This is a genomic window from Eubacterium limosum (assembly GCF_000807675.2).
Taxonomy (GTDB): Bacteria; Bacillota; Clostridia; order Eubacteriales; family Eubacteriaceae; genus Eubacterium; species Eubacterium limosum.
Genome location: NZ_CP019962.1, coordinates 2011603 through 2034280 on the forward strand (window position 1 = coordinate 2011603; position 22678 = coordinate 2034280).

The 22678-nt window shown below is 45.9% G+C and carries 22 protein-coding genes and 1 other annotated feature; of the genes, 15 read left to right on the top strand and 7 right to left on the bottom strand.

Annotated elements, in window-relative coordinates:
- Positions 1 to 37 precede the first annotated feature (37 nt).
- Positions 38 to 376 carry a cupin domain-containing protein gene (locus B2M23_RS09320; protein ID WP_038352746.1) on the bottom strand — a complete coding sequence of 113 codons (339 nt, stop codon included), beginning with the start codon at positions 374 to 376 and terminating at the stop codon, positions 38 to 40.
- A 122-nt stretch (positions 377 to 498) separates the two neighbouring features.
- Positions 499 to 753: a binding site (T-box leader), on the top strand.
- Positions 754 to 815: 62 nt separating this feature from the next.
- On the opposite strand from B2M23_RS09320, the gene B2M23_RS09325 reads away from it, so the two are divergent.
- Complete coding sequence (locus B2M23_RS09325) at positions 816 to 2195, top strand: TrpB-like pyridoxal phosphate-dependent enzyme (protein WP_038352745.1); 1380 nt, start codon at positions 816 to 818, stop codon at positions 2193 to 2195.
- A gap of 47 nt (positions 2196 to 2242) precedes the next feature.
- Here B2M23_RS09325 and B2M23_RS09330 read toward each other — a convergent pair whose 3' ends face one another.
- The gene (locus B2M23_RS09330) at positions 2243 to 2914 is read right to left on the bottom strand and encodes a TetR/AcrR family transcriptional regulator (RefSeq protein WP_052237301.1); all 672 of its coding nucleotides are present in this window, start codon (positions 2912 to 2914) and stop codon (positions 2243 to 2245) included.
- Between the two features lie 443 nt (positions 2915 to 3357).
- Between B2M23_RS09330 and B2M23_RS09335 the strand changes: the two genes are divergently transcribed.
- The 4 genes from B2M23_RS09335 to B2M23_RS09350 all read left to right on the top strand — a co-directional run bounded on the left by B2M23_RS09335 (position 3358) and on the right by B2M23_RS09350 (position 8179).
- On the top strand, positions 3358 to 4632 hold the full coding sequence (locus B2M23_RS09335) for an MFS transporter (protein ID WP_038352744.1): 1275 nt from the start codon (positions 3358 to 3360) through the stop codon (positions 4630 to 4632).
- Between the two features lie 32 nt (positions 4633 to 4664).
- Positions 4665 to 6038 (top strand): uroporphyrinogen decarboxylase family protein, encoded by a 1374-nt coding sequence (locus B2M23_RS09340; RefSeq protein WP_038352743.1) that lies wholly within the window; start codon positions 4665 to 4667, stop codon positions 6036 to 6038.
- A gap of 14 nt (positions 6039 to 6052) precedes the next feature.
- Positions 6053 to 6685 carry a cobalamin B12-binding domain-containing protein gene (locus tag B2M23_RS09345; RefSeq protein WP_242945898.1) on the top strand — a complete coding sequence of 211 codons (633 nt, stop codon included), beginning with the start codon at positions 6053 to 6055 and terminating at the stop codon, positions 6683 to 6685.
- Between the two features lie 111 nt (positions 6686 to 6796).
- Positions 6797 to 8179, top strand: a complete 1383-nt coding sequence (locus tag B2M23_RS09350) for an SLC13 family permease (protein WP_081571164.1) — start codon at positions 6797 to 6799, stop codon at positions 8177 to 8179.
- Positions 8180 to 8209: 30 nt separating this feature from the next.
- Here B2M23_RS09350 and B2M23_RS09355 read toward each other — a convergent pair whose 3' ends face one another.
- The 4 genes from B2M23_RS09355 to B2M23_RS09370 form a co-directional block, all read right to left on the bottom strand.
- On the bottom strand, positions 8210 to 10717 hold the full coding sequence (locus B2M23_RS09355) for an ABC transporter permease (protein ID WP_038352740.1): 2508 nt from the start codon (positions 10715 to 10717) through the stop codon (positions 8210 to 8212).
- Positions 10710 to 11390: an ABC transporter ATP-binding protein gene (locus tag B2M23_RS09360; RefSeq protein WP_038352739.1), complete on the bottom strand. Its 681-nt coding sequence runs from the start codon at positions 11388 to 11390 to the stop codon at positions 10710 to 10712. Before B2M23_RS09360 ends, B2M23_RS09355 begins: the two co-directional genes overlap by 8 nt.
- 110 nt (positions 11391 to 11500) lie before the next feature.
- On the bottom strand, positions 11501 to 12439 hold the full coding sequence (locus B2M23_RS09365; protein ID WP_052237300.1) for a sensor histidine kinase: 939 nt from the start codon (positions 12437 to 12439) through the stop codon (positions 11501 to 11503).
- Between the two features lies 1 nt (position 12440).
- Entirely contained in the window at positions 12441 to 13130 is a 690-nt protein-coding gene (locus B2M23_RS09370; protein WP_038352738.1) for a response regulator transcription factor, read from the bottom strand.
- Positions 13131 to 13265: 135 nt separating this feature from the next.
- Between B2M23_RS09370 and B2M23_RS09375 the strand changes: the two genes are divergently transcribed.
- The 7 genes from B2M23_RS09375 (at position 13266) to B2M23_RS09405 (ending at position 19299) form a co-directional block, all read left to right on the top strand.
- Entirely contained in the window at positions 13266 to 14150 is an 885-nt protein-coding gene (locus B2M23_RS09375) for an SPL family radical SAM protein (RefSeq protein WP_038352737.1), read from the top strand.
- Positions 14151 to 14517: 367 nt separating this feature from the next.
- Positions 14518 to 14757, top strand: coding sequence for a hypothetical protein (locus B2M23_RS09380; RefSeq protein ID WP_038352736.1), 240 nt, complete (start codon positions 14518 to 14520; stop codon positions 14755 to 14757).
- A 229-nt stretch (positions 14758 to 14986) separates the two neighbouring features.
- The gene (locus B2M23_RS09385) at positions 14987 to 15685 is read left to right on the top strand and encodes a response regulator transcription factor (protein ID WP_038352735.1); all 699 of its coding nucleotides are present in this window, start codon (positions 14987 to 14989) and stop codon (positions 15683 to 15685) included.
- Positions 15686 to 15687: 2 nt separating this feature from the next.
- The gene (locus B2M23_RS09390) at positions 15688 to 16611 is read left to right on the top strand and encodes a sensor histidine kinase (protein WP_110060267.1); all 924 of its coding nucleotides are present in this window, start codon (positions 15688 to 15690) and stop codon (positions 16609 to 16611) included.
- Positions 16612 to 16700: 89 nt separating this feature from the next.
- Entirely contained in the window at positions 16701 to 17624 is a 924-nt protein-coding gene (locus B2M23_RS09395; protein WP_038352734.1) for an ABC transporter ATP-binding protein, read from the top strand.
- Positions 17617 to 18411 carry an ABC transporter permease gene (locus B2M23_RS09400; protein WP_038352733.1) on the top strand — a complete coding sequence of 265 codons (795 nt, stop codon included), beginning with the start codon at positions 17617 to 17619 and terminating at the stop codon, positions 18409 to 18411. The genes B2M23_RS09395 and B2M23_RS09400 overlap by 8 nt, the downstream gene beginning before the upstream one ends.
- 87 nt (positions 18412 to 18498) lie before the next feature.
- The gene (locus B2M23_RS09405) at positions 18499 to 19299 is read left to right on the top strand and encodes an ABC transporter permease (protein WP_052237299.1); all 801 of its coding nucleotides are present in this window, start codon (positions 18499 to 18501) and stop codon (positions 19297 to 19299) included.
- Between the two features lie 29 nt (positions 19300 to 19328).
- Here B2M23_RS09405 and B2M23_RS09410 read toward each other — a convergent pair whose 3' ends face one another.
- Complete coding sequence (locus tag B2M23_RS09410; protein WP_038352732.1) at positions 19329 to 19823, bottom strand: class I SAM-dependent methyltransferase; 495 nt, start codon at positions 19821 to 19823, stop codon at positions 19329 to 19331.
- A 147-nt stretch (positions 19824 to 19970) separates the two neighbouring features.
- On the opposite strand from B2M23_RS09410, the gene B2M23_RS09415 reads away from it, so the two are divergent.
- From B2M23_RS09415 to B2M23_RS09425, 3 genes are all read left to right on the top strand, one after another.
- Entirely contained in the window at positions 19971 to 20477 is a 507-nt protein-coding gene (locus B2M23_RS09415; protein ID WP_038352731.1) for a YcxB family protein, read from the top strand.
- Positions 20478 to 20542: 65 nt separating this feature from the next.
- The gene (locus tag B2M23_RS09420) at positions 20543 to 21454 is read left to right on the top strand and encodes a DUF2268 domain-containing putative Zn-dependent protease (protein ID WP_038352730.1); all 912 of its coding nucleotides are present in this window, start codon (positions 20543 to 20545) and stop codon (positions 21452 to 21454) included.
- A gap of 242 nt (positions 21455 to 21696) precedes the next feature.
- On the top strand, positions 21697 to 22530 hold the full coding sequence (locus B2M23_RS09425) for a DNA-formamidopyrimidine glycosylase family protein (RefSeq protein WP_038352729.1): 834 nt from the start codon (positions 21697 to 21699) through the stop codon (positions 22528 to 22530).
- The last annotated feature ends 148 nt before the right edge of the window (positions 22531 to 22678 follow it).

Genomic DNA, 22678 nt, shown 5'->3' on the forward strand with positions numbered 1-22678 from the left:
TCACCGTATCTTCTCTTTAAACGTTCTTCTGGACTCTCTATACTTCAATTTTGTCGGCATGATCCATCCAGGGGCTGGTGGTGACCACAAACCGAACTGTTTCAGTGCCCTTATTTTCAAGGCAGTGGATTTCTCCCGGCTCCAGATGGATAAAATCACCAGCCGAGTAGGTACTTTCGGCATCATTTACCGTCATGGAGACAGTCCCCTCCAGTATATAAAAGTTTTCTTCCATGATCTCATGGTAATGGGGGGACACCACATTGCCAGACAGCAGTTTGACAATACCAAAATTTGAGGTGGGGCCCATCATCAGGTATTTTGGCCCGTGATCGCCGTGACGATACGCTTTTTCGTCTTCGTGAAGTGTGTACATAATCATTTTCCTTTCCGATGAAGTGATTCTATTATAAACCATAAAAGTAGGAACGGCAAATAAGCCTAAATTTAGCTTGACAGAAGCTTAGATTTATTATAGAATAGCACCAATCCAGAATAATCAAAACGACGAACGAGAGAAGTAGGTAATGACGGGTGTATCCAGAGAGCCGCGGCAGGTGGAAATGCGGCAGCACAGAAATTACTGAATGGACTTGGGAGTGCGGTCTGAAACCATTAGGAAGTAGGCACCGACGGGAGCCCCATCCGTTATCAGCGGGGTGCATATGATGGTATGTAAAATGAGTGGGTGTGCTGTAAAGTAGCACATCAATTTGGGTGGTATCGCAGAAGTTACAGACTTTTGTCCCTTAGCGGGGGGCAAAAGTCTTTTTTGATTATTTGGGCAAATTTAACATACAGAAGGAGAAAAAATTATGGCAAAAATACCCTACCGTTTCTATTTAAGTGAAGAGGATCTGCCAAAGCAGTGGTATAACCTGCGGGCAGATATGAAAGAGCAGCCAGATCCCCTGATTAACCCAGGCACCATGCAGCCCGCGGTGGAGTCCGACCTGTATCCCGTATTCTGTGAAAAGCTGGCACACCAGGAAATGGATGGTGAAACCCGGTATTTCGATATCCCAGAGCCCGTTCAGGAAATGTACAGAATCTATCGTCCATCCCCGCTGATCCGGGCCTACAACCTGGAAAAAGCCCTGGATACCCCGGCCAAAATCTACTATAAATTTGAAGGTAACAATACCTCCGGCAGCCACAAGCTCAACTCAGCTATCGCCCAGGTGTATTATGCCAAGGAACAGGGCATGACCAGTCTGACAACAGAGACCGGGGCCGGCCAGTGGGGGACAGCCCTCTCAGAGGCAAGCTCTTATTTCGATATCCCGCTGACCGTGTATATGGTGAAGGTTTCCTATGAACAAAAGCCCTTCAGGAAGGCTGTGATGCAGGTCTTTGACGGGAAGGTAGTGCCGAGCCCCAGTGAAACCACAGACATTGGTCGCAAAATTTTAGCAGAAAACCCGGGAACGACCGGGAGTCTTGGCTGCGCTATCTCCGAAGCTGTAGAAACCGCAGTTAAAACCGAAGGCTGCCGTTATGTGCTGGGCTCTGTCCTCAATCAGGTGCTGCTGCATCAGTCCATCATAGGTCTTGAGAGTAAAAAAGCAATGGAGATCCTGGGAGAATACCCTGATATTGTCATTGGCTGTGCTGGCGGTGGTTCGAACCTCGGCGGTCTCATTGCGCCGTTTATGCAGGATAAGCTCACAGGTAAAGCCGATCCCAGAATCATTGCCGTCGAGCCCGCGTCCTGTCCGTCACTGACCCGCGGCCGCTACGCCTATGATTTCTGCGATACAGGCAAGATCACCCCGATGGCCAAGATGTATACCCTGGGCAGCGGTTTTATTCCATCGGCCAACCATGCCGGCGGCCTGCGCTACCACGGGATGTCTCCGATTTTATCCAAGCTGTACCACGACGGCTATATGGAAGCGACCTCTGTAGAGCAGACCCGCGTGTTTGAAGCAGCGATTTATTTTGCAAAAAAAGAAACTATTCTGCCAGCGCCCGAATCTGCCCACGCCATCCGCGCCGCCATGGATGAAGCCCTGCGCTGCAAGGAAACCGGCGAAGCCAAGACCATCCTCTTTGGCCTGACCGGCACCGGCTATTTTGATATGACCGCCTACTCAGTCTATCTTGAAGGCAGAATGAACGACTATATCCCAAGCGATAAGGATCTGCAGAAAGGCTTTGACAGCCTGCCGAAAATCCCGGGGATTCAGGAGTAAAGCGAAAAATAAAAAAACTACCGTTATAGCTGACGGTAGTTTTTTTGTTAAAGTAAAGCATGAATTTGCGAAAGGTCATGTTCGTTATTGAATTGTATTGCCAATTCCTGACTGGCAATAATTTCATCTTCTGGTATATGAAGCAGTTTTCCCATATTTGAGGATAAATAGTTTGCGATATTCTCAATTGATATGTTTTTCAGCTTGCCCTCTGTGTATTTTTTGATTAACCGATTTCTACCACCCACTTCAAAAATTGAAGCCAGTTCTAATTGGTAACCCATTTTGGGAATACGGTAATCTCGTAAACACTGTGCTTTCATTCCCTTAAAAAAAAGAGCGAGGGGATCTTCAGTGACATCGCCTGAATACAGTGTCTCAGACATGATGACTTCACAATAAAACTGTCGGGAATGTTGATCCTCTAACAAGTTTTTATAATATGGAATACTGGCAATAAAATGGGTTTGGAAAGCATTAAGATTACTTTCAGAATGCTGATCAATGTAGGCATTGATATTTGTAATATAATTATACAAAATGGTTGATGCGATTGACTCTTTTTTTGAGTAATGATACGTCAGTGTTCCTAATGCTATTTCTGCATCATCTGCAATATTCTGCATAAGTGTTTTATTATAGCCCTTTGTATAAAACAATTTTTTGGAACTTTCAATTATTTTTCTTTTAGTGATTTCTCCCTTTTTTTGTCCAGCCATAATCTTCTCCTAATTAACTGTATTTTTCCTGTTTGACTTATTATAACAGATAATGAAAAGTAAACGATACTAAAATAAAAGAAAATAAGTAGGAGTATTTTTTATAAATCGTTTTTACTGATACAAATTTGTAATATAGTTGTATGTGATAATGCCTTATACGAATAATATATATATATATAATAAAAAATACGAATTTTTATTTAAAATAAAATATAAAATACAATAAAAATTAAGTTATAAATAAAATATACGGAAAATAACAGTAAATACTTGATATTTACGGTAAATGGGATTATACTGTGAAAAAAGAACACGATTACAAAAATGAGGAAGCATTCATTAGAACGTGTTCATCCAGTACGTGCTGATTAAATGAAACTCAGGTAAAGTAGCTACTTACCAGAGCAAAACTAATAGGGAGGAATAACAGGGGGTAAAAAATGACAAACCAAGAAATGAATTCAAACGACCAAAATAAACAGGAAAAAATTGGTTGGTACAGCTGGGTGGTTGCCCTGCTCTGCTTGTGCACCTATGCCGTTTCGTTTATATCCAGAAATATCTGGAGTACCGCTATTCCGGTAGCAGCTCCAGATTTAGGGATATCAATGACTCAGGCGGGGGGCTTAGTAACAGCATACTATGTCGGTTATGTTGCAATGAACTTTTTCTCAGGGTTCTTTGTAGACAAATTTGGGCCGCGAAAATCCTTGGCGGTATCTTCATTACTGACGGCAGTATTCACTTTGGCAATACCTTTTTCAAGAAGCTACACGATCTTATTTATTTTAAGAGTTTTAGCTGGTATGGCCAGCGGGCCACTGTTTTCAGGCTGTGCCAAGATGAATTTGGGATGGTTTGATGATAAACGCAGAGCTACGGCCATGGGATTCATTATGACAGGTCCAGCTTTGGGGAATGTTATTGCATCAGGTGTATTTCCAAGTGTTATAACCGGCCAGGGATGGCAGATGGCTTTTACCTATGGCGGTATTATCGCTTTGGTCGTTGCTGTTTTGTTTTTTATCTTTGCAAAAGAGAGAGGGGTCGCAAAGGCATCGGGATCAAGTGTACAGAAAACGCCGGAGGAAAAACAAAAAGACCGGCAGGGGGCTTTTCGTATTTTGACAACCCGAACATTAATGCTGGCCACACTGGCACAGTTTTTGGCCATTGGTGCAAATAATGGCTTCACAACATGGATTATGAAATTCTTTGTCGATACGCAGGGATTTACACTGGCAGCCGCCGGAGGAATTTTTGCCGCATCTTCAGCAATGAAATTGTTTAGCGGTACGCTCTCAGGAATTGCGTCAGACCTACTGAAATCCAGGAAAAAAGTAGCGATTCTGTGTGGGGTCATTACCTGTATTACAGTAGTTTGTCTGACACAGTTCAAAGATACCGCGATTCTCTGGGTAATTATGTTGATTTATGGACTGTTCTCATCAGGTTTAGGGAATCCTGTCAACACTATGGCCACAGAAACAGCTAAGGGCCCCTTTGCAGGGACTGTAATGGGAATTTATAATGCCTTGTGTCAATTGGGCTCTGTTGTATTTCCAGCTTTGCTGGGGATGCTTCTTGATATTGCCGGTGGAAGCTTCTTTGCGGTACTCATGGTAATCGCGGGTTCCTATCTTATCGCAGCGGTTTCAGCCGCGTGTATGAAGGAAACCTATGGCAAGACCAGTGATGAGATTCAGGAAAAATAATATTTTTCAAATAAAATGAGGAGGAAAATTTAATGTTCAAATCAAAAGAAGTTGAGGCGGCCTATAACAGGCGACTGGGAAGATATATGGCAGCGATTCGTATGGAGTCTGTTGACCGTGTACCACTTGCCTTTAATACATGCTATTACGCGGAAAAGAATTCAGGCTATAATTTTCAGGAAATCCTTTATGATCCGGAAAAATGGGCGGACTGTGAATTTAAATTTGCAGAAAAATATCCTGAGGTGGATACATTTAGAAGTAATATCGCTTATGCACCAACCTGGGATGTTTTAGACTACCAACTTTATCGTATACCCGGAAGAGAGATCAGCCCTAACTCATTACAACAGTTTGTGGAATCGGACTGGATGAAGGAAGATGAATATCAACAGTTTATTGACGACCCTGTTAAATATAAAATGGAAGTCTATTTTCCAAGAATTTTTGGGGAGTATAAGGAAAAAGGATCAATCCGTTCCTATATGGCTTTTCTGAAATCAGGTTTTCTGCAGGGGATTATCGGAACAATCAATAAAAGCAGAGCTTCAAGATTAAAATATGATTACGGTTTCCCCGGAACAACTCAAAGCCAACTGACAGCGCCCTTTGATATCCTTTCAGATAATTATCGTGGGCTCCGTGGTATTATGCGGGATATGTTTAAAAAACAGGATGAAATTATAGATGCCTGTGAAAAACTGATGGAAATTAATTTAAATAACTGCGCTGCGCTTGTTGATCCTAAAAAGCAGATGCCAATTTTCATAGCGACACATAAACCATGCTTTATGTCACCCAAACAATTTGATAAATTCTACTGGCCTACCTTCTATAAAGGCATTATGACGATGATTGAAGCTGGCTATACCTTTAGAATTTTTCTTGAAGGCAACTGGGAGCCACATTGGGATCATTTGGCTGATTTTCCCAAAGGGAGTGTTTTGTTTGATGTTGACAATGAAGCGGATATCTTTAAGGCCAAAGAGGCCTTTGGCTATAAGAATTGTATTTCGGGAGGAATACCAACGGATATGATGATTTTGGGGACGCCAGATGACATTAAAGAAAGAGTTAAACTGCTCTGTGAAACGGTTGGAAAAGATGGAGGATGGATACCACAGGGGGGCGGTCATATTCCGGAAGATTGTAAACCAGAAAACTTCCAGGCACTCATCGACGCCGTCAATGAGTACGGTCGCTATACAGACGGTCCTGCCCCAATGCCGGAAGAAGCTTATAATCAGGATAAAAAACTTGAACTCCCTTCAGTTAAAAATGTTGTTACTCCTTGGGATATGTATAGAGATGACCACGGCTGGAAAATAACGGGAGACGAGGAGTTAATTGAGAGTAACTGGAATAAGTTAGAACGTATGGCATATTCCTGGATTATCAGATCATAAGGAGGAGTAAAATTATGAGCAAATTAGCAGAAGCGATCAGAGATCTTGAAGACGAATTAGCATTGCAGATTGTCGAAGAAGAAATTGCACAGGGGAGAAATCCATTGGATATTGTAGCGGAAGCCAATGAAGGACTGGTGATGGTTGGAGACCTGTTTGGAGAAGAAACCTACTATCTTGGTGAGCTAATGTTTTCTGTTGAGATTATGGAATCTATTATGAAAAAACTTACTCCACTATTAGAATCTTCAGGGGAAGGCCAGGGTAATAAGGGGAAAATCGTCATTGGAACAGTTCACGGCGATATTCATGATGTCGGAAAAAATATTGTTATCAGTCTGTTGAGAAGCTCAGGTTTTGAAGTGATTGATCTGGGGATTGATGTATCGACTGGAGATTTTGTAGATGCTGTAAGGGATACAGATACAAAAGTGCTGGGATTAAGCGCATTGTTAAATACCACCTATCCTGAGATGAAAAGTGTCATTGATGCTTTAAAAGAGGCCGGTGTGAGAGATCAGGTTAAAGTGATCATCGGAGGAACGATCTGTACGGATCTGTACGGAAGCAGTCAGAGAATTTACTGGTGCAGACGCATTTGCGACCCAGGCAATGGATGGTGTAGAATTCTGCAACGAGGTTTATAGTTGAGTTAATAAAGGGAATCCCTTTTAAATAATTTTTCAGAGGCTTCAACGGTTTTGTACATCGTCTGGAGCCTTTTTAAATTAAAAATTCTGAGATAATGGAGAACAAAAATGCGAAAAAGAGTCATTGGTTTATTTCTCTGTTTAGCAGTGCTTTTATTTTATCCTTCACTGCCTGTTCCGGAGGGCTTGGGAATAATTGGCGTTAAAACATTGGTTTTGCTGGTGATAGCAGTGCTGCTTTGGATAACAGAGGTGATTCCGCTTGGAATAAGCAGTATTTTTTTACTTGTTTTGCCCTTAATGATGGGGGTGTCCACATTAAAGGAGACATTGACGGCTTTTCCAAATCCTACGATCTTCTTTGTATTGGCTACTTTTGGGATAGCAGCCGCCATTTCCAGAGTACCGACAACAAAAAGAATACTGTTATTTTTACTAAAGAAGCTGGGGGGCAATATCAATCGGTTTATTTTGGCCATTATGATTGCAACAGCATTCATTTCATCAATTATGTCAAATATTCCTGCTACAGTCATGTTTATGACAATTGCACTCAGTTTTTTGACATTGTATGATACAGAAGCAGAGAAACAGCGAACAGGCAGAGCCGTAATGATCGCTTTACCTGTTGCGGGGATGATTGGTGGTATTATTACACCAGCTGGCAGCTCTAACAATATTCTGGCGTTGGAGCTTTTGAAAGAATATGCGAATATTTCCATCCGCTTTGTAGACTGGATAGGTATTTGTCTGCCGGTTGCCATCATTCTTTTACCGGTTGCCTGGATTTTGATTATAAAGATTTTTAAGCCAGCGTCCATTGAAAAGGTGAAAATTGACAGCTTTGTTCTCAAGCTTAAACAGATTGAAAAGCCTGAGCTGAAAGAAAAGCTGGTGGTTGTGATTATTTTTGTAATGGTAATCTTATGGATACTCAGTTCCTGGTTTCCAAATTTAAATGTAACGGTTATTGCAATTTGTGGGTTGGCAGTCATGTTTTTACCGGGGATTGATATCCTCAGTTGGAAAGATTTTAAGGATGAGGTAAGCTGGGATGTTATTTTAATGGTTGGATGTGTGCTCTGTATTGGCAACCTGATTTTAAAAAATGGCGTCGCGGCTTGGTTTGCAGAGATAATGTTTAAAATTGAAGCCGGGACAAATATTTTTCTTTTAATCCTTCAATTGGCGGCGTTTATGTATTTAATGCAGCTCATTCTTCCAAATGCGCCTGCAGTCATTACCTCCACAACACTTCCCGTTACAATTGTAGCAGCAGAATTGGGAATTAATGCGGCTGTACTGGTCGTACCTTTATGTATCTTTTCAAGCTGGACAATGATTTTACCACTTTCAGCCGTTCCGATGATGACTTTTTCAAAAGGCTATTATGCCATGTCTGATATTGGAAAGGTGGGAATTCCAGTATTAATATTGCTTGCCTTTATCTTAGCTGCATGGATTCCTGTAGCCTGTAAAATTCTATTATAAAAAAAGATGCCCGGCGTTAGCCGGTGCATCTTATTCTGCTTCGCGCAGCCGCTCCACAATGCTCTGTTTAACGGTGCTCCGGTAGGAAATAACCGGAATCAGCACAGATAAGGCTAAAAGGATGGGGTAGGTGATGAGCAGCGGTGTAATGATAAAGTGGTAGGAGAAAAACCACAGGGACGCGGTAACTCCACGAAGGATAATGGAAGAGAACAGAATGCCAAGAACCAGGGAAAACAGCATAGTTCCAAGGGCATAATAAAGCCCCTCCAGACAGAGCATTTTTGTCAACTGGCTTCCGGTCATACCGATGCTCTGAAGCATGGCGAACTCCCGCCGTCTGGTAATAATACTGGTCAGAATGGAATTGACAAAATTCAGGATACCAATGAGACCGATGATAAAAGTCAGAATACCGCCGATGACCAGAATCATCTGCCGCATGCTCTCAAATTCGTTGATAATGAGCTCGCGGGATTCGTAGTCCATTGTGGGCTCACTCTTTTCAGTATAATTTTTCAGGAAGGCTTCCATTTCACCCTCCAGGCTGTCAGATACGTCAAAGGTGTACTCCATCAGAGGCTGGTCGGGGTCAAGACTGCTGTACACCTCGGATGGGAGATAGAAGTTGTAGCCCCAGCTGCTTCGGTCCGATGCCACGTTCAGGTTTACTTTGGATTTTGCCAGCACCTCGTAAGTATGCGGCGTACCATTCTTGTCATACAGGGTAACGGACTGGCCAAGGCTGAAAGGAGCACTGTAAGGATAGGGATTGCCGTAATCGTCACACTCATAAGCGGCAATGATGTAGTTTCCGCTAGCAAGCTTTTCAGCGTCTGCAGTTCCCTCTAAGACCGTGAGTTTATCCAGTACGAAAGGGTCCACACCGTATACAGAGGCGAAAACCTGCTCACCATTTTTGCTGTATTCGGTTTCTCCGGGAGGATTGTCCATTTTGATGTTCTGGCTTTTTCCGCCAAAGACCCGTCCGCCCGCTTCAAAGCCTGGCTGAGATTCGACCAATTGGATAAAGCTGTCAGACAGAGTGTTCTCAGGGCCTGTATAGTCATAATTAAAATAATCAGCGTGGGCAATAACAAAGTCTGTGTTGGCCCATCGGCTTACGTATTTTTCCATGTCCAGCCCTCTAGACAGCGTGAATACTGTGTTCAGGAGCACGAGGCTCAGAGACAGTGAAATGATTACAAGGATCGTTCTTCCCCGGCTGCGGCCGAGATTGGACAAGGCCATGCGGTAAAGCCTGCCGCCGTCTGTTGATTTTTTCTGTTTTTTTCGTTCTTTTCCACCTTCGGTATAACGAACCGCCTCAATGGGGGATACTCTGGAGGCAACACGCCCAGGCTTGCGTGTGCTGATGAAAACTGTCACAATGGCAAACAGGGCAGAGCCGACAAAAATCAGCGGGTTCAGTGAGACATAAACACCGTTATCCGCGCTGTAGTTACTGGCCGATAAAAGAATGGGAATCAGTGCTTTCCCGGTGAAAAAGCCAATAATCAGACCAATGGGAATACCGATGGCTGAAAGCAGAACAGCCTGCCGGTTAAGGATATGCCGAATCTGCCGCCCAGTCGTTCCAATGGTTTTTAACAGGCCATAAAAACGAATATCCCGGATAACGGATATCTGAAAAATATTGTAGATAATCAGATAGCCTGTGAACACAATGAGGATAATGGCAGATGAAGCGGCCAGAACAGTGGCAGGGCTTAATGAGAAGTTTGAGGACAGGTAAGCCCAGTTGACATTGGAGGCAATGTAGTCAGGCGCTTCGGAATCCGAAGCGTTGAAGCCACTCTCGGTGATCACCTGATGAAGCTTGGCATCGAGATTAAAGCTGTTTCTAAATAGGATATAGGCATTTACCACTCCGGCCATTTGGCCGTCTCCCGGGTCAGCCTGGCTGAGAATATCAGCATTTTCAGAGACAAAAGCCTGGGAGACATAAATCTGCCCGACATTAAAAACCGGGTCACTTTCCCAGTAACCGGAAAGAATAAAGTTTCGGGTAAAAACCTGGTCTTGGATGGTGTAAGTCAAGGGAACAGTGGTGCCAATCTCGTGAGGCAGGCCCAACATGTCGAGGGTTTTAGTATCGGTGATGATCTCGTTGGCAGACTGGGGCTTCTGTCCTTCTGTCAGGTGGATGCCTGCAAATTTTAGGCCTGTATCGTCTTTATACCACATCTCAGACCGGCGTTTCAGCAGTTCTGGATTGTCTACTGAGTCTGCCATCAGGCGGTCGTAGCTGATCTCTTTAATCAGAGGATGTTTTTTGATTTTGTCAAATTCTTCATCGTTCAGGTACTTTAAAACCGCGTGCCCGTCCCCGCCGGCCTGACGGATGGTCTGCTGCTGAAAGGTTTCTACTACGCCGGTGCCCATGGTGAAAAGCGTGGTGAACAGGATGGTGGTCAGGGCAATGGCCACAATGGCGATGAGATTGCGGAGCTTATTGGCTTTAAAGCTCTTGAGAGCGATCCTGCCCACGGCTTTTTTATTTTTGACCTTAAGCATAGCGGCCACCACCTGTGATCTGACCATCCTCGATGTGGATGATCCGGTCTGCCGTCTGAGCGATTTCCTCATTGTGAGTGATCATCACAATGGTCTGATGAAAGTGCTCGCTGGTGATTTTTAAAAGACCCAGAACATCCAGACTGGTTTTGGAATCCAGATTACCGGTGGGTTCGTCGGCCAGGATAATGGCCGGCTTAGAGGCAAGGGCCCGGGCAATGGCGATGCGCTGCTGCTGGCCGCCGGAAAGCTGGCTCGGAAGGCTGTAAAGCTTGCTTTTAAGCCCGAGGATATCAATGATTCTGCTTACGTATTTTTTGTCAACTGTATGGCCGTCCAGCTCGATGGGCAGGACGATATTTTCATAAACATTGAGGACTGGCACCAGGTTGTAGTTTTGAAATACAAATCCAATTTTGCGGCGTCTGAAAATGGTCAGGGCATCATCCTTCAAATCAAAGATGTTTTTGCCATCTACCATTACAGAGCCTGATGTAGGGCGGTCCAGTCCGCCAAGCATATGTAAAAGTGTGGATTTCCCACTGCCTGAGGTGCCGACAATGGCTGAAAATGAGCCCTCTTCTATTTCAAGGGACACACCGTCAAGGGCCTTCACATTGGTTTCACCTGTACCGTAATATTTTTTTAGCTGTTTTGTCTGTAAAATGATCATAATGACCTCCGTAAATGATAGTCTGTATGGGGTAAGAACACCATAAACAAACTATAACAAAAACTTCTTTCCATGTTCTTTCCGGAATCTTACAGTTTTGACAGATTTCATTAAAAGACAGAAGATTCATTTTCGTTCTGAAAAGAGCGTGGCAGAAAAACAGAGAAGCAGGAACCTTTATCATGTTCGGAGGAAACCTTGATATAGCCGCCCTGCATGGTGATAATCTCCCGGGAGAGGTAAAGGCCAATGCCGACGCCCTCTTCCTGGCTGACTGCGGAGGAACGGTAGAAGCGGCTGAAAATCTTGGGTATTTCGTCTTCGGAAATACCGATTCCAGTATCCGAGATGTCGATTCGGCAGAACAATTCATAGGCCTGCACGGTGACGCGGACCTTTCCGCCTTGCGGGGTGTACTTGATTGCGTTGTCCATAATATTATAAAGAGCCTCTGCTGTCCATTTTGGATCAAAACAGGCGGACAGGCCTTGCGGAACATCTACAGTAAGTGCGACAGAACGGTTTTGAGCTTTTTTTAACACCCCTAGCGCGACGTTTTCTGAAAGCGTATCAATGGCTGAGGCTTCGGGTGAAACCTGTACGATGCCGTTTTCAAGCCGGGAGGCCTTGATCAGTGACTGGATCAGAAAATCAAGCTTTGCGCTCTGCCGGCCAATCTCATCTGCCAGCGGCTGGGCAGATTCTGGAAGGTCTGTCTGTTCTGCCAGCAAGTCTGAATAAAGCCTCAGGTTGGCAATGGGCGTTTTTGTCTGGTGGGAAATATCGCCGATAAGGGTCTGGACCTGATCCCGCTCAGATACAGTGCGGCTGCTGCGGGCACGGCTGGCGCTTAGGAAATGATGGAGCTTTGTTTCAATGGCTGAGAGGCGGCTTTCGTCAAAAGCATTTTCCTCAAAGGTGCCCTCAAGAGCGCTGTCAAGCATTTGGTCCAGACGGGTAAGCGTCCGGTTTAAGCGGAACAGGCAAAGAATAAAGAACCCACCGAGGAGAATGGCCGATATTGAAATAAGGATAGCGGCTGTGTTCATTTTACTTCACCGCCCAGGTATACCCTAGGCCGTAGACCGTCTGGATATACACTGGCTTTGAGGAATTGTCCTCGAGCTTGCGGCGCAGACGGCGTATGGTTACAGAAAGGGCGTTTTCATCCACAAAGTCCATGCTGTCGCCCCAGACCTTTTCCAGCAGCAGCGCTCTGGTAACTGTGCTGCCGCGGTTTGTCAGCAGCAGCTTTAACAGCTTCTGCTCTGTTTTGCTGAGCGTCAGCTCATCTTCGCCCTTTAAAAAGACCATTTGGTCAAAATCAAAAGTAAAGGCGTCAATTTTTATGCGATCTGGGCTTTCGCTCAGGCTGCGGCGCAGTAGGGCGGCGATGCGGGCACGCAGAATCGCCAGGCTGAAGGGTTTTGTGATATAGTCGTCTCCACCGCTTTCAAGGCCGACGACCACGTCCATTTCCATATCGTTGGCGGTCAGAAAGATAATGGGAACAGCAGAACGGCGCCGTATCTCCTGGCACAGCTCCAGCCCATTGCCGTCAGGCAGGTTTACATCCAGAACGATCAGGTCAAAGATACTATTCGCCAGCTGTTCTCTGGCCTCCTTAATAGAAAAGACCGGAAGCGTGGTATAAGAATCGTTTTTTAAGGACAGCACAAGTCCCTGGTTCAGGGCGAGATCATCCTCAACGATGAGTATTTTTGATGGTTTGTCAGTCATAGGTACCTCCTTGTACGCAGTTCAGTATAACCAGAAAAGCAGCAAAATGCAAGAAGAAGCGCCGTTATTCAAATATGACACAACCTGTCAGGTTATATCTGATATAATATAGACAGAAAAAAAGAGGAGACATCAATGGAAACAATACCGGCCAAAACACTGGTCACCAAGAATAAAAATACTGCCTGGTTCGGAACAGAATACAGCATGAATATTTACAGGGGCTGCTGCCACGGCTGCATTTACTGTGACAGCCGCAGCGAATGCTACCAGAATACGGATTTTGACACGGTAAAGAAAAAGCAGGATGCCCTCAGGCTCATCGCCCGTGACCTTAAAAGTAAAAAGAAAAAAGGCGTGGTAGGTACCGGCGCCATGAGCGATCCCTACAACCCTTTTGAGAGAAGGGAGTGCCTGACCAGGGAAGCGCTCAAGCTCATTGACCACTATGGCTTTGGCGTGGCCATCGCGACCAAAGGGAGCCTTGTCACACGGGATATTGATCTGCTGTCCTGTATCCAGAGCCATTCCCCGGTTATCTGTAAGGTTACAATCACAGCAGCGGACGATGTGTTGAGCGGTATTGTCGAGCCTGGGGCGCCGCCAAGCAGCGAGCGGTTTGAGGCAGTGAAGGCCCTCTCAGACGCCGGTATCTATACCGGCATTTTGCTGATGCCGGTCCTTCCCTTTATTGAGGACAGCACAGAAAATATTCGGTCGATTGTGGAACAGGGGGAAAAGTGCGGCGCACGTTTTATTTATCCCGGTTTTGGCGTTACTCTGAGAGATGTCCAGAGAGACTATTATTTTAATCAGCTGGACCAGCATTTTCCCGGATTCCGGCAAAAGTATATGCGTCAATACGGCAACGCCTACAGCTGCGGGGCTTCCAGAGCGCACGAACTTTACACGTTTTTAAAAACTAGCTGCGGTCAGGCGGGCCTCAGTTTCAGAATGAAGGATATTATCAAAGACTACAAAGGCCGATATCAATGTGAACAACTGTCATTTCTGAGATGATACGGCGTTTCGCAGCCGCTGATGCTGGCATTCGGTGTGGCACAGGATGTTTTGGGCTATGCCATGACCTATACCCGTTCGCCATTCCATTGCTGATTTCGCCAACGGAACCAGCAATATCATAAATCAGATGGCAGCCCGCACAGTGCTCAATACCATCCGGGCCCCCTGTTGATGTTTGGCTTTGGCATGAGCATTGCAGGGGCATCCATTGCCACTACATTTTCACAGATGGTTTCCTGCGCCTGTGCGCTCTGGTATACAACCCGTTTTAGAAACATCCGGTTTAACCGTTCCGATTTCAAGCTTCGAGAGGACCTATAAGCTGGCGATTCTCAGCGCCTCAGTGGTCTTGGTGGTGTCATTTTTGTGCTTTCAAATTTTTCCAAGACAGATTATCAGCATTTTTGGAACAGGGAGCGGGGTCTACTTTGAATTTACAGAGCTTTATTTTCGGATCTTTATGTTTGACACGCTGGTCAACAGCGTCCAGCCTGTTACTGGAAACTTTTTTATCGCTATTGGTAAGCCGGCTAAAGGAATTTTTATTTCAATGACACGACAGATCATTTTCCTTCTGCCGCTGATCCTTTTGCTTCGGCATTAACGGCAGCATGTATGCGGGACCGATCGCCGATTTCGCAGCCTTCGCGGTTGCCATGATCATGGTTTTGGGTGAAATGCGGCGCATGAAAAGAATGCGCGACTCTTTGGAAAACGCCATCGAATAACGCTGAACAACGGCCTGAATTTTCAGGCCCTTTTTTATTTTTTGTTCTTTTTTTCAGCAGAAGATGTTAGAATGAAAAGACAATCATGGACAAAAGAGGAGCAAAATGAAAAATAGAATTATAATCATTGACGATGATCCTAAGCTTTGCGCCCTGCTCGAAAAATGCGTCACCTGCGATGGATTTGAAGCGGTCTGCGCCGGCGACGGCCATGAAGGGCTTGAAAAGCTGGAGGAGGGCAGCCCGGTACTCGTGGTGCTGGATGTAATGATGCCTGGTCTGGACGGATTCGAGGTGCTCAGGAAAATCCGTGAAACCAGCGCGGTGCCAGTATTGATGCTGACAGCCCGGGACGATAATATCGACAAGGTATACGGGCTCCGGCTCGGGGCTGATGATTATCTCACAAAGCCCTTCGATATTAACGAGTTCAGCGCCAGGGTTCATTCGTTGGTGAGACGCTATACGATTCTTAACGGCAGCGAGGCGGAAAACAGCCAGCGGCTGAGCTTTAAAAATCTTGAAATCGACCCGGACAGGCGGCTGGTTACAGTTTGCGGCAAAGGGATTGAGCTCCAGACAAAGGAGTTTGATATTTTATATTATTTGGCTAAAAACAAAGGGCGCGCCCTGACTAAAAAGCAGATCTATGAGGAGGTCTGGCAGGAAGAATACCTGTATGATGACAGCAATATCATGGCGCATATCAGCAAAATACGCCGACTTATTGAACCGGATTCCAAAAAGCCGATCTATATCCAGACCATCAAGGGCGTAGGCTACCGTTTTAACGCGGAGGTGTGATCATGAAAGGATTGGAAATGCTGCTGACAGCGCTTTTGTTCCTTGTCGGCGGTGCGATTCTTGTTTTGGCAGGAAAACTCTATCAGGCACGCAAAAGCGTCCGGGATATGAATGAAGCACTCGAAGATATCCGAAACGGCAATCTGAACCGCCGTATTCTGGCAGCTCCGGATAACATTTTGGCGCCCTTTTTTTATAAAATCAACGATATTATGGAGGGCTATCGCGATACAATCGCGGAGCTCAATGAACGCGATCAGGCCAACAGACAGATGATGACCAGTCTTTCTCACGACGTCCGGACGCCGCTCACCACCCTTATCGGCTATCTGGACGCTGTCCACAGTCATCTGGTTGAGGGCGGGGAGCGGGAGGCGTATATTGAGACAGCCCGTGAAAAGGCCCACAGTCTCCAGATGTATGTGGATGATCTTTTTGAATGGTTTAAGCTGAACTCCAACGAGCGGGTTCTGGAAATCGCTCCGGTGAATGTGACGGAAATGACCCAGACCGTTCTGAGTGACTGGCTTCCGGTTTTTGAGCAAAATAAAATTGATTATGCTTTTTTTATCCCGGAAAAGTGCATCACCGTCTCTCTGGATACAGCGGCTTACAGAAGGATTTTAAATAATCTGATACAAAACGTGGTGAGCCACAGCAGCGCTTCTGCGATTTCTGTTGGCGTAGAGGAAAAGAAGGACTGTGTGGAGATATGGGTAAAGGATAACGGAAGGGGGATACCGGCGAGGGAACTAGACCATATTTTTGATCGTCTTTATAAATGTGATCCTGCCAGAATGGGCAAGGGCAGCGGCCTTGGGCTCTCCATTGTGGAGCAGCTGGTCCGGCTGCAGAATGGCGGCATCCGTGTGACGAGCGAAGTGGGAAAGGGGACGAGCTTTCTTCTGGATTTTAAGCCGGTTTGATGAAAGACAAGGTTAAAGCAAGGTTGAGGCAAGGTTGGGGCAGGACACAGGTGGTATCATAGCAGTATCAACAGAGGAGGATCTGAACTATGAAGGAAAAATATGTTATCGCTACAAAAAATCTGACAAAGGTTTATGGCGATCAAGTCAGTGTTTCGTCTCTTGATCTGCATGTGCGCAGAGGAAAGATATATGGCCTGCTGGGCCGCAACGGCGCAGGAAAAACCACCACCATGCGAATGCTCCTGGGATTAACCGAGCCCACCCAGGGCGCTATCCGTATCTTTGGGAAAGACCCGATTAAGGACGGTAAAACCCTGTATCCCAGGATTGGAAACCTGATCGAGTCACCAGGCTTTTATCCCAACCTGACTGGAACAGAAAATTTGAACATTTTTGCCACGCTTCGTGGCATTCCGAGAAAGGATGCAGTCCGGGAATCCCTTGAGCTTGTGGGGCTTCCATACAAAGACAAAAAGCTCTTTTCCAAGTATTCGCTGGGTATGAAACAGCGCCTGGCCATTGCCCTGGCCGTCATGCACGACCCCGAGCTTTTAATTCTGGATGAGCCCATCAATGGCCTGGACCCCATCGGTATCGCAGAGATCCGTGATCTGCTCAAAGCATTTGCGAAAAAGGGAAAAACCATCCTGGTATCCAGCCACATTCTTTCAGAAATTGAGCTTCTGGCCGACGATGTGGGCATTATTGATAACGGTGTGCTTTTGGAGGAAGAGAGTATGTCTGTGCTCAGGGATAAAAACCAGATGTATATCCGTTTTGTTTTGTCCGATACGGCTAAAGCGGCGCGTATTCTGGAAAAGGTCTTTAAAACCAATGATTTCAGTATTGACGACGGACAGACACTGCGGCTGTTCGATACGACCTTTAGGGTCGGCACACTGACAAAATGTTTCGTGGAGAATGAGCTGACGGTGGACGACGCCCACATCTGTGAAGATACCCTGGAGGATTATTTCAAAAAGGTCACAGGGGGTGTCGGCATTGCTTAAGCTTGTACACTGTGAGTTTTTAAAACTGAAGCGCAAAAAATTTGTGCTTTTTATCATGCTGGCGGCTTGTATCATGCCCATTCCGCTCACGGCCATTGTCCTGAAAACCGGCATCGGACAGAGTGCGGGTCAGCTTATGCCGCCTGAAGAAATGTACGACGGCCTGTTCGGTATGATTGTGGGCTTTGGAAATTTTATCTCTATGCCCTGCATTATTGGGATCGTGGCAGCCATGCTGTTTTACATGGAAAGGGATAACGACACACTAAAAAATTTGCGGACCATTCCCCTCAGCAGTAATCAGATTATTGCGGCCAAGATCATTACATTGTTTATATTAGGCATTTTCTATTCCGTTGCGCTCATGGCCTCATCCATGGTGGGTGGACTGATCGGCGGCGGCATCAATGGGGTGGGCTATAAGCTGTGGATCAGCATTATGACTGGTATTCTCCTGACTGCCGGAACCCTGCCAGTGGTCATTGCCATCGTCTTTTTCAATCGGAGCTATATTTTTTCGATTCTTCTGTCCCTGGTTTACTCGGTGGGGGGCTTTGGCGTGGCGAGTACCAGCTTTACCAGCGGTAATATCACCAATCCGCTGCTTACCATTCTGCCTGTCCCGCTTATCTGGCGCTGGCAGAATATGGCGATTCAGGGTGATGCGGCCGCGGAAGCCGTTAAAAAAACAGCCGTATCCCTGCCAATGGCGGCCGGGATTGTCGGGTTGATCGCGGCGCTGTCTATTGCTGGTATTTTGTTTATCTACAGTAAACGTGAAAGCTGAGGTGCACTGTGAAAAAGTTAAAGTGGATTTTGAGTATTGCGGCGGTTTTTAAACTTATCTATATTACCAGCGGGAGGGAAAAGAAAAATGCTTAAACTGATCAAGACAGAAATATTCAAGCTCAAGCGCTATTCCATTGTATGGGTGGCGGCAGCCGCCATGCTCTGCGGGCCGCTGCTGTCCTGGTTTACCATCTCCATGGATACCAGCGGCAGCTATACGTTCACGGAATTTTCGGACAATACGATCTGGACAAATTTTGACGCGGTCAATCCTCTGGTTTTTACGCTGCTGGCAGGCTACATCATTTCAAGAGAGTGGACAGATGATACCCTTAAAAACCTGCTGACCATACCCGTCCCTTTCAGTAAGCTGCTGACCGCTAAGCTTTTGGTTATCACGGCTCTGGTGGCGCTGTCGGGAGTCGGCAGTTTCCTGGCAACCATACTGTTTGCTGGAATATCAGGGCTGGAAGGCTTTACAGCAAATCTGGCAGTTCAGTCGCTTGTGCAGATGGTGGTCATGAACCTGTGCGTGTATATTGCGGTACTGCCCATCATTGTTTTTACCAGTAAAAAGCCGGGCGGCTTTGTCGCGGGGGTGGGGTTTGCTTTCTTTTACGGGGTCTGCGGCGGTCTGGTGGCAGGCCACGGACTTGGAAATGTGTATCCGCTCACGGCTGGCTTTGCCCTTATCAATTACAGAATTGATCCAGGTGCTTTTTCAGAAGGCTTTACCTATAACTTGCCCCAATGCTGTACGGTGCTGGCGCTGACACTGCTTTTATCCATTGTGATGGTGCTGAGAACCGATAAGCATGTGCAGAAAAACAGTCATTGGCAGAGGGCGGCGGTTGCGGCAGCCGGTTCAAAAAGTAAAAAGAGATGATACGGCGTTTTGCCGAATCATCTCTTTTATTATTTTCTGGTGATCTTTGTGCGGGACAGATTTTCACGAATGGTGCTGCGGGTTATTTCAAACTGCTCTTTTGGCAGAATATCCTCGATATAGGGGAGAGAAGGAGCATAAATAAAGGAGCCGCCCTTTTTAAGCGCTGTCAGAATAGATTTATAGCACTTTACCCATTCCAGGTCACTGCCGTCCTGTGCGGACATGGCAGCAGACATTTCTTTAATAAAGGCCAGGGGGGAGAGAATACTGCCCCAGTAGTCCTTACCGTAATCGACGTGTAAAAAATCGGATGCGCGCGTAACATCTGTATCTTCGGCGCTGGGGTCAATGCCGCAGGCGCGGTGGCCCTGTGCGTTTAAAAAGAAAACGAGATTACCTGTAGCGCCGGAGCCCACAACTAAAATGGGGTCTTCCAGCTTATCCATATCTAAATCCAGGAGTTCAATCTGAAAGCCCGCGGAGTATTCAGAGTTCAAATTAATGGTATTGTTGTTATCCATGATCTTTCCTTTCTGAAATTGATGATGCAAAACTTATACCCATTATAACGAATTTAGGACGGAATGCCCAGATAAAAATTAAATTTACCATTTGCGGTACAATTGGTGTATAATAGAGCCATTATCGAAAAAATAAAAGGAAGCAAAATGAAAACATTATTTGAAAACACAACCATTTACGGCAAAAAAATTTATCTTGAGGCACAGGGAAAATGGTATCAGAAAAACGCTCTGAAAAAACGCTGGTTCTATTTACTCATGGCTGCTTTTTGTTTTGTTTGCGCCTACTATTATCTGTCGAGAGCGTCATGGCCGGCAGGCGTGATATTTATAGTGATGGGAATACTGCTGGTGCTTGTCTATTTTCAGGGATACCGCTTTTCGGCAGAGAGAGCCTACAATGAGCAAAAAGATATTTTTCCGGCCAGTGGCTTTAAATGGACTATCACCAAGGATAAGATGGTTTGGAAAACGGCTGAGGCAGAGCGGCCTGTTTTTTACAAACAGATTGAAAAAATCTATGAAACAGGGCATACCTTCGTGATCGTGGCTGGCGGAAAAATGCATATTCTTGATAAGGATGGCTTTACGGCCGGCGGTGCAGCTGATTTCAAAAGCTTTTTAATGAAAAAATGCCCTCAGGCTTTTAAATAAAGCTTGACCTTTACGCGGCGTTATCCCTTAAACTGTGATTAAGACACGAGAGGAGATGACGTTTTATGAAAATCAATGCCATTTATTCTGGCAAAATTTATGAAAAGATGATGAACGCTTCTGCTGGAAAAAGAGATGACCTTTACCGTTATGAGATGATGAAGCCTTTTGAGTACAAGTGGGCATGTATCAATGTGCCGATTAAGGCTGCCCGGAAAGGCGGCTACGATGTGGTGATGGCCTCTGAAATGATGGGGCTTTTCCCACCAGAAAGGGTGGATCATTCACAGAAAGAAGCGGTGGAGTGGCTTAAAAAAGAAAGTCTTTGGTCTGCCAGCGAGGCGGCTATAAAGAAATCTTTGGATTGTTTTGTAAAGGCGGGTATCGAACTGCCGGTTCAGGAATACTTTTTTACCCTTCTTCTGGCCAATCCGGATAATCCATATACACAGATGAGTGAGGGTTACTGCGGGGACGGCGGCATTCCAGGCTATATTTTGGGCTCACTGGTGCCGAGTGAAGCGACGGTCGCCAGGATGCCTGCGGCCCTGGCCCATGAGTGCAATCATAATGTGCGGTTTCAATTCCAGAAATGGCGGACGGATATTACGCTGGCCGAAATGATGGTAAGTGAGGGGCTGGCCGAAAATTTTGCCGCGGCTCTCTACGGGGAGAAAGCCGTTGGTCCGTGGGTAACTAAAACAGATGCGTCAGTTTTGGAAGCGGTTATAAAACCAAGGATTGTTGAAGTTTTTGATGTAACCGGCTTTGATGGCATCACGCCCTGGCTCTACGGCGACGAGATAGCAGAGATACAGCATTTCTTCCCGGTGGGGATGCCTTATTGCGCAGGGTATGCCTGCGGTTATCATATGATCCGCCATTATCTCAAAAAAACAGGCGTCCCTATTGTGGAAGCAACCCTGAAACCAGCCGCTGAGATTATGGCAGAATGTTCGGATTTTTGGGGGCATTGACAGGGAAGCCTGGCCTTTCTATGATAAAAGCAGAAAAATAAGAGTGATGTAAGGCCGTGGACATTATCTGTCCGCGGTCTTTTTAATGGTTTAAAACAGAGTCCGGGGATGAGAGATGCTCTGCCGCCGTTAATTTCATCGGCTTTGGGCATTGTTTACTGCAAAAAAGGCAAATTGCAGTGAAATATGACAAAACCTGTCAGTGTTTATAGGGTATAATACAGGAAAAGAGGAGGTACATTATGCTGGAATTACCAGAAAGCTATACCATAGCTGGACAATTAGACGAGATCGTTAAAGGAAAACAGATTGAGCAGGTGGTTGCGGGAGCATCACTACATAAATTTGCCTTTTTTAATGGCGAGCCGGAAGCCTGCCGCGAGATACTTCTGGGGATGAGAGTAGACAGGGCCACGTCGTACGGCGGCTATGTTGAAATTGAATTTGGGGATAAGCGGCTTTTGCTGGGGGACGGTGTCAATATACGCTATCTGGAGGCAAAGGAAAAAAAGCCTAAGAAGCATCAGTTGCTGCTGACCTTTGAGGATGAGAGCGCCCTGGTCTTTTCAGTGGCGATGTACGGGGCAATCTGGGCATATGCAGAGGGAGAAAATGACAATTATTATCATCGGGTTGCCAGAGAAAAGCCATCGCCCCTAAGCGGAGAATTTGACCGGGAATGGTTTGATGGCATTGTGGCTGCGGCTAAGAAGAATACCAGCGCAAAGGCTCTTCTGGCGACGGAACAGCGGATTCCAGGCCTGGGCAATGGCTGCCTGCAGGATATTCTTTTTAACGCTCGAGTGAACCCCAGAACAAAGCTGGAATATCTGACGGAGGAAGAGCTCAGCCGCCTGTTTGATTCCGTTAAGGGTACCCTGCATCAGATGACTGTAAAAGGAGGCCGGGATACCGAGAAAGATATTTTTGGCATGAAGGGCGGCTATAAAAGCATTTTATCCAAAAATACTTATAAAACGCCCTGTCCGGTCTGCGGTGGTGCCATTATCAAGGAAGCCTATCTGGGCGGCAGTGTTTATTATTGTCCAAACTGCCAGCCCAATAAAAAAGATTAAAGCAAAAGAACGGTTGTTCCGGCCGGCTTTTGTTATCAGCGTCTGACCATTGGGGACACACCGGATACCGGCCATTGTATACACTGCCTGAACAGTGTGTATCTGGAGGGAGAAAAGCTGTGGATACGTATTGACGCACGGGGAAATA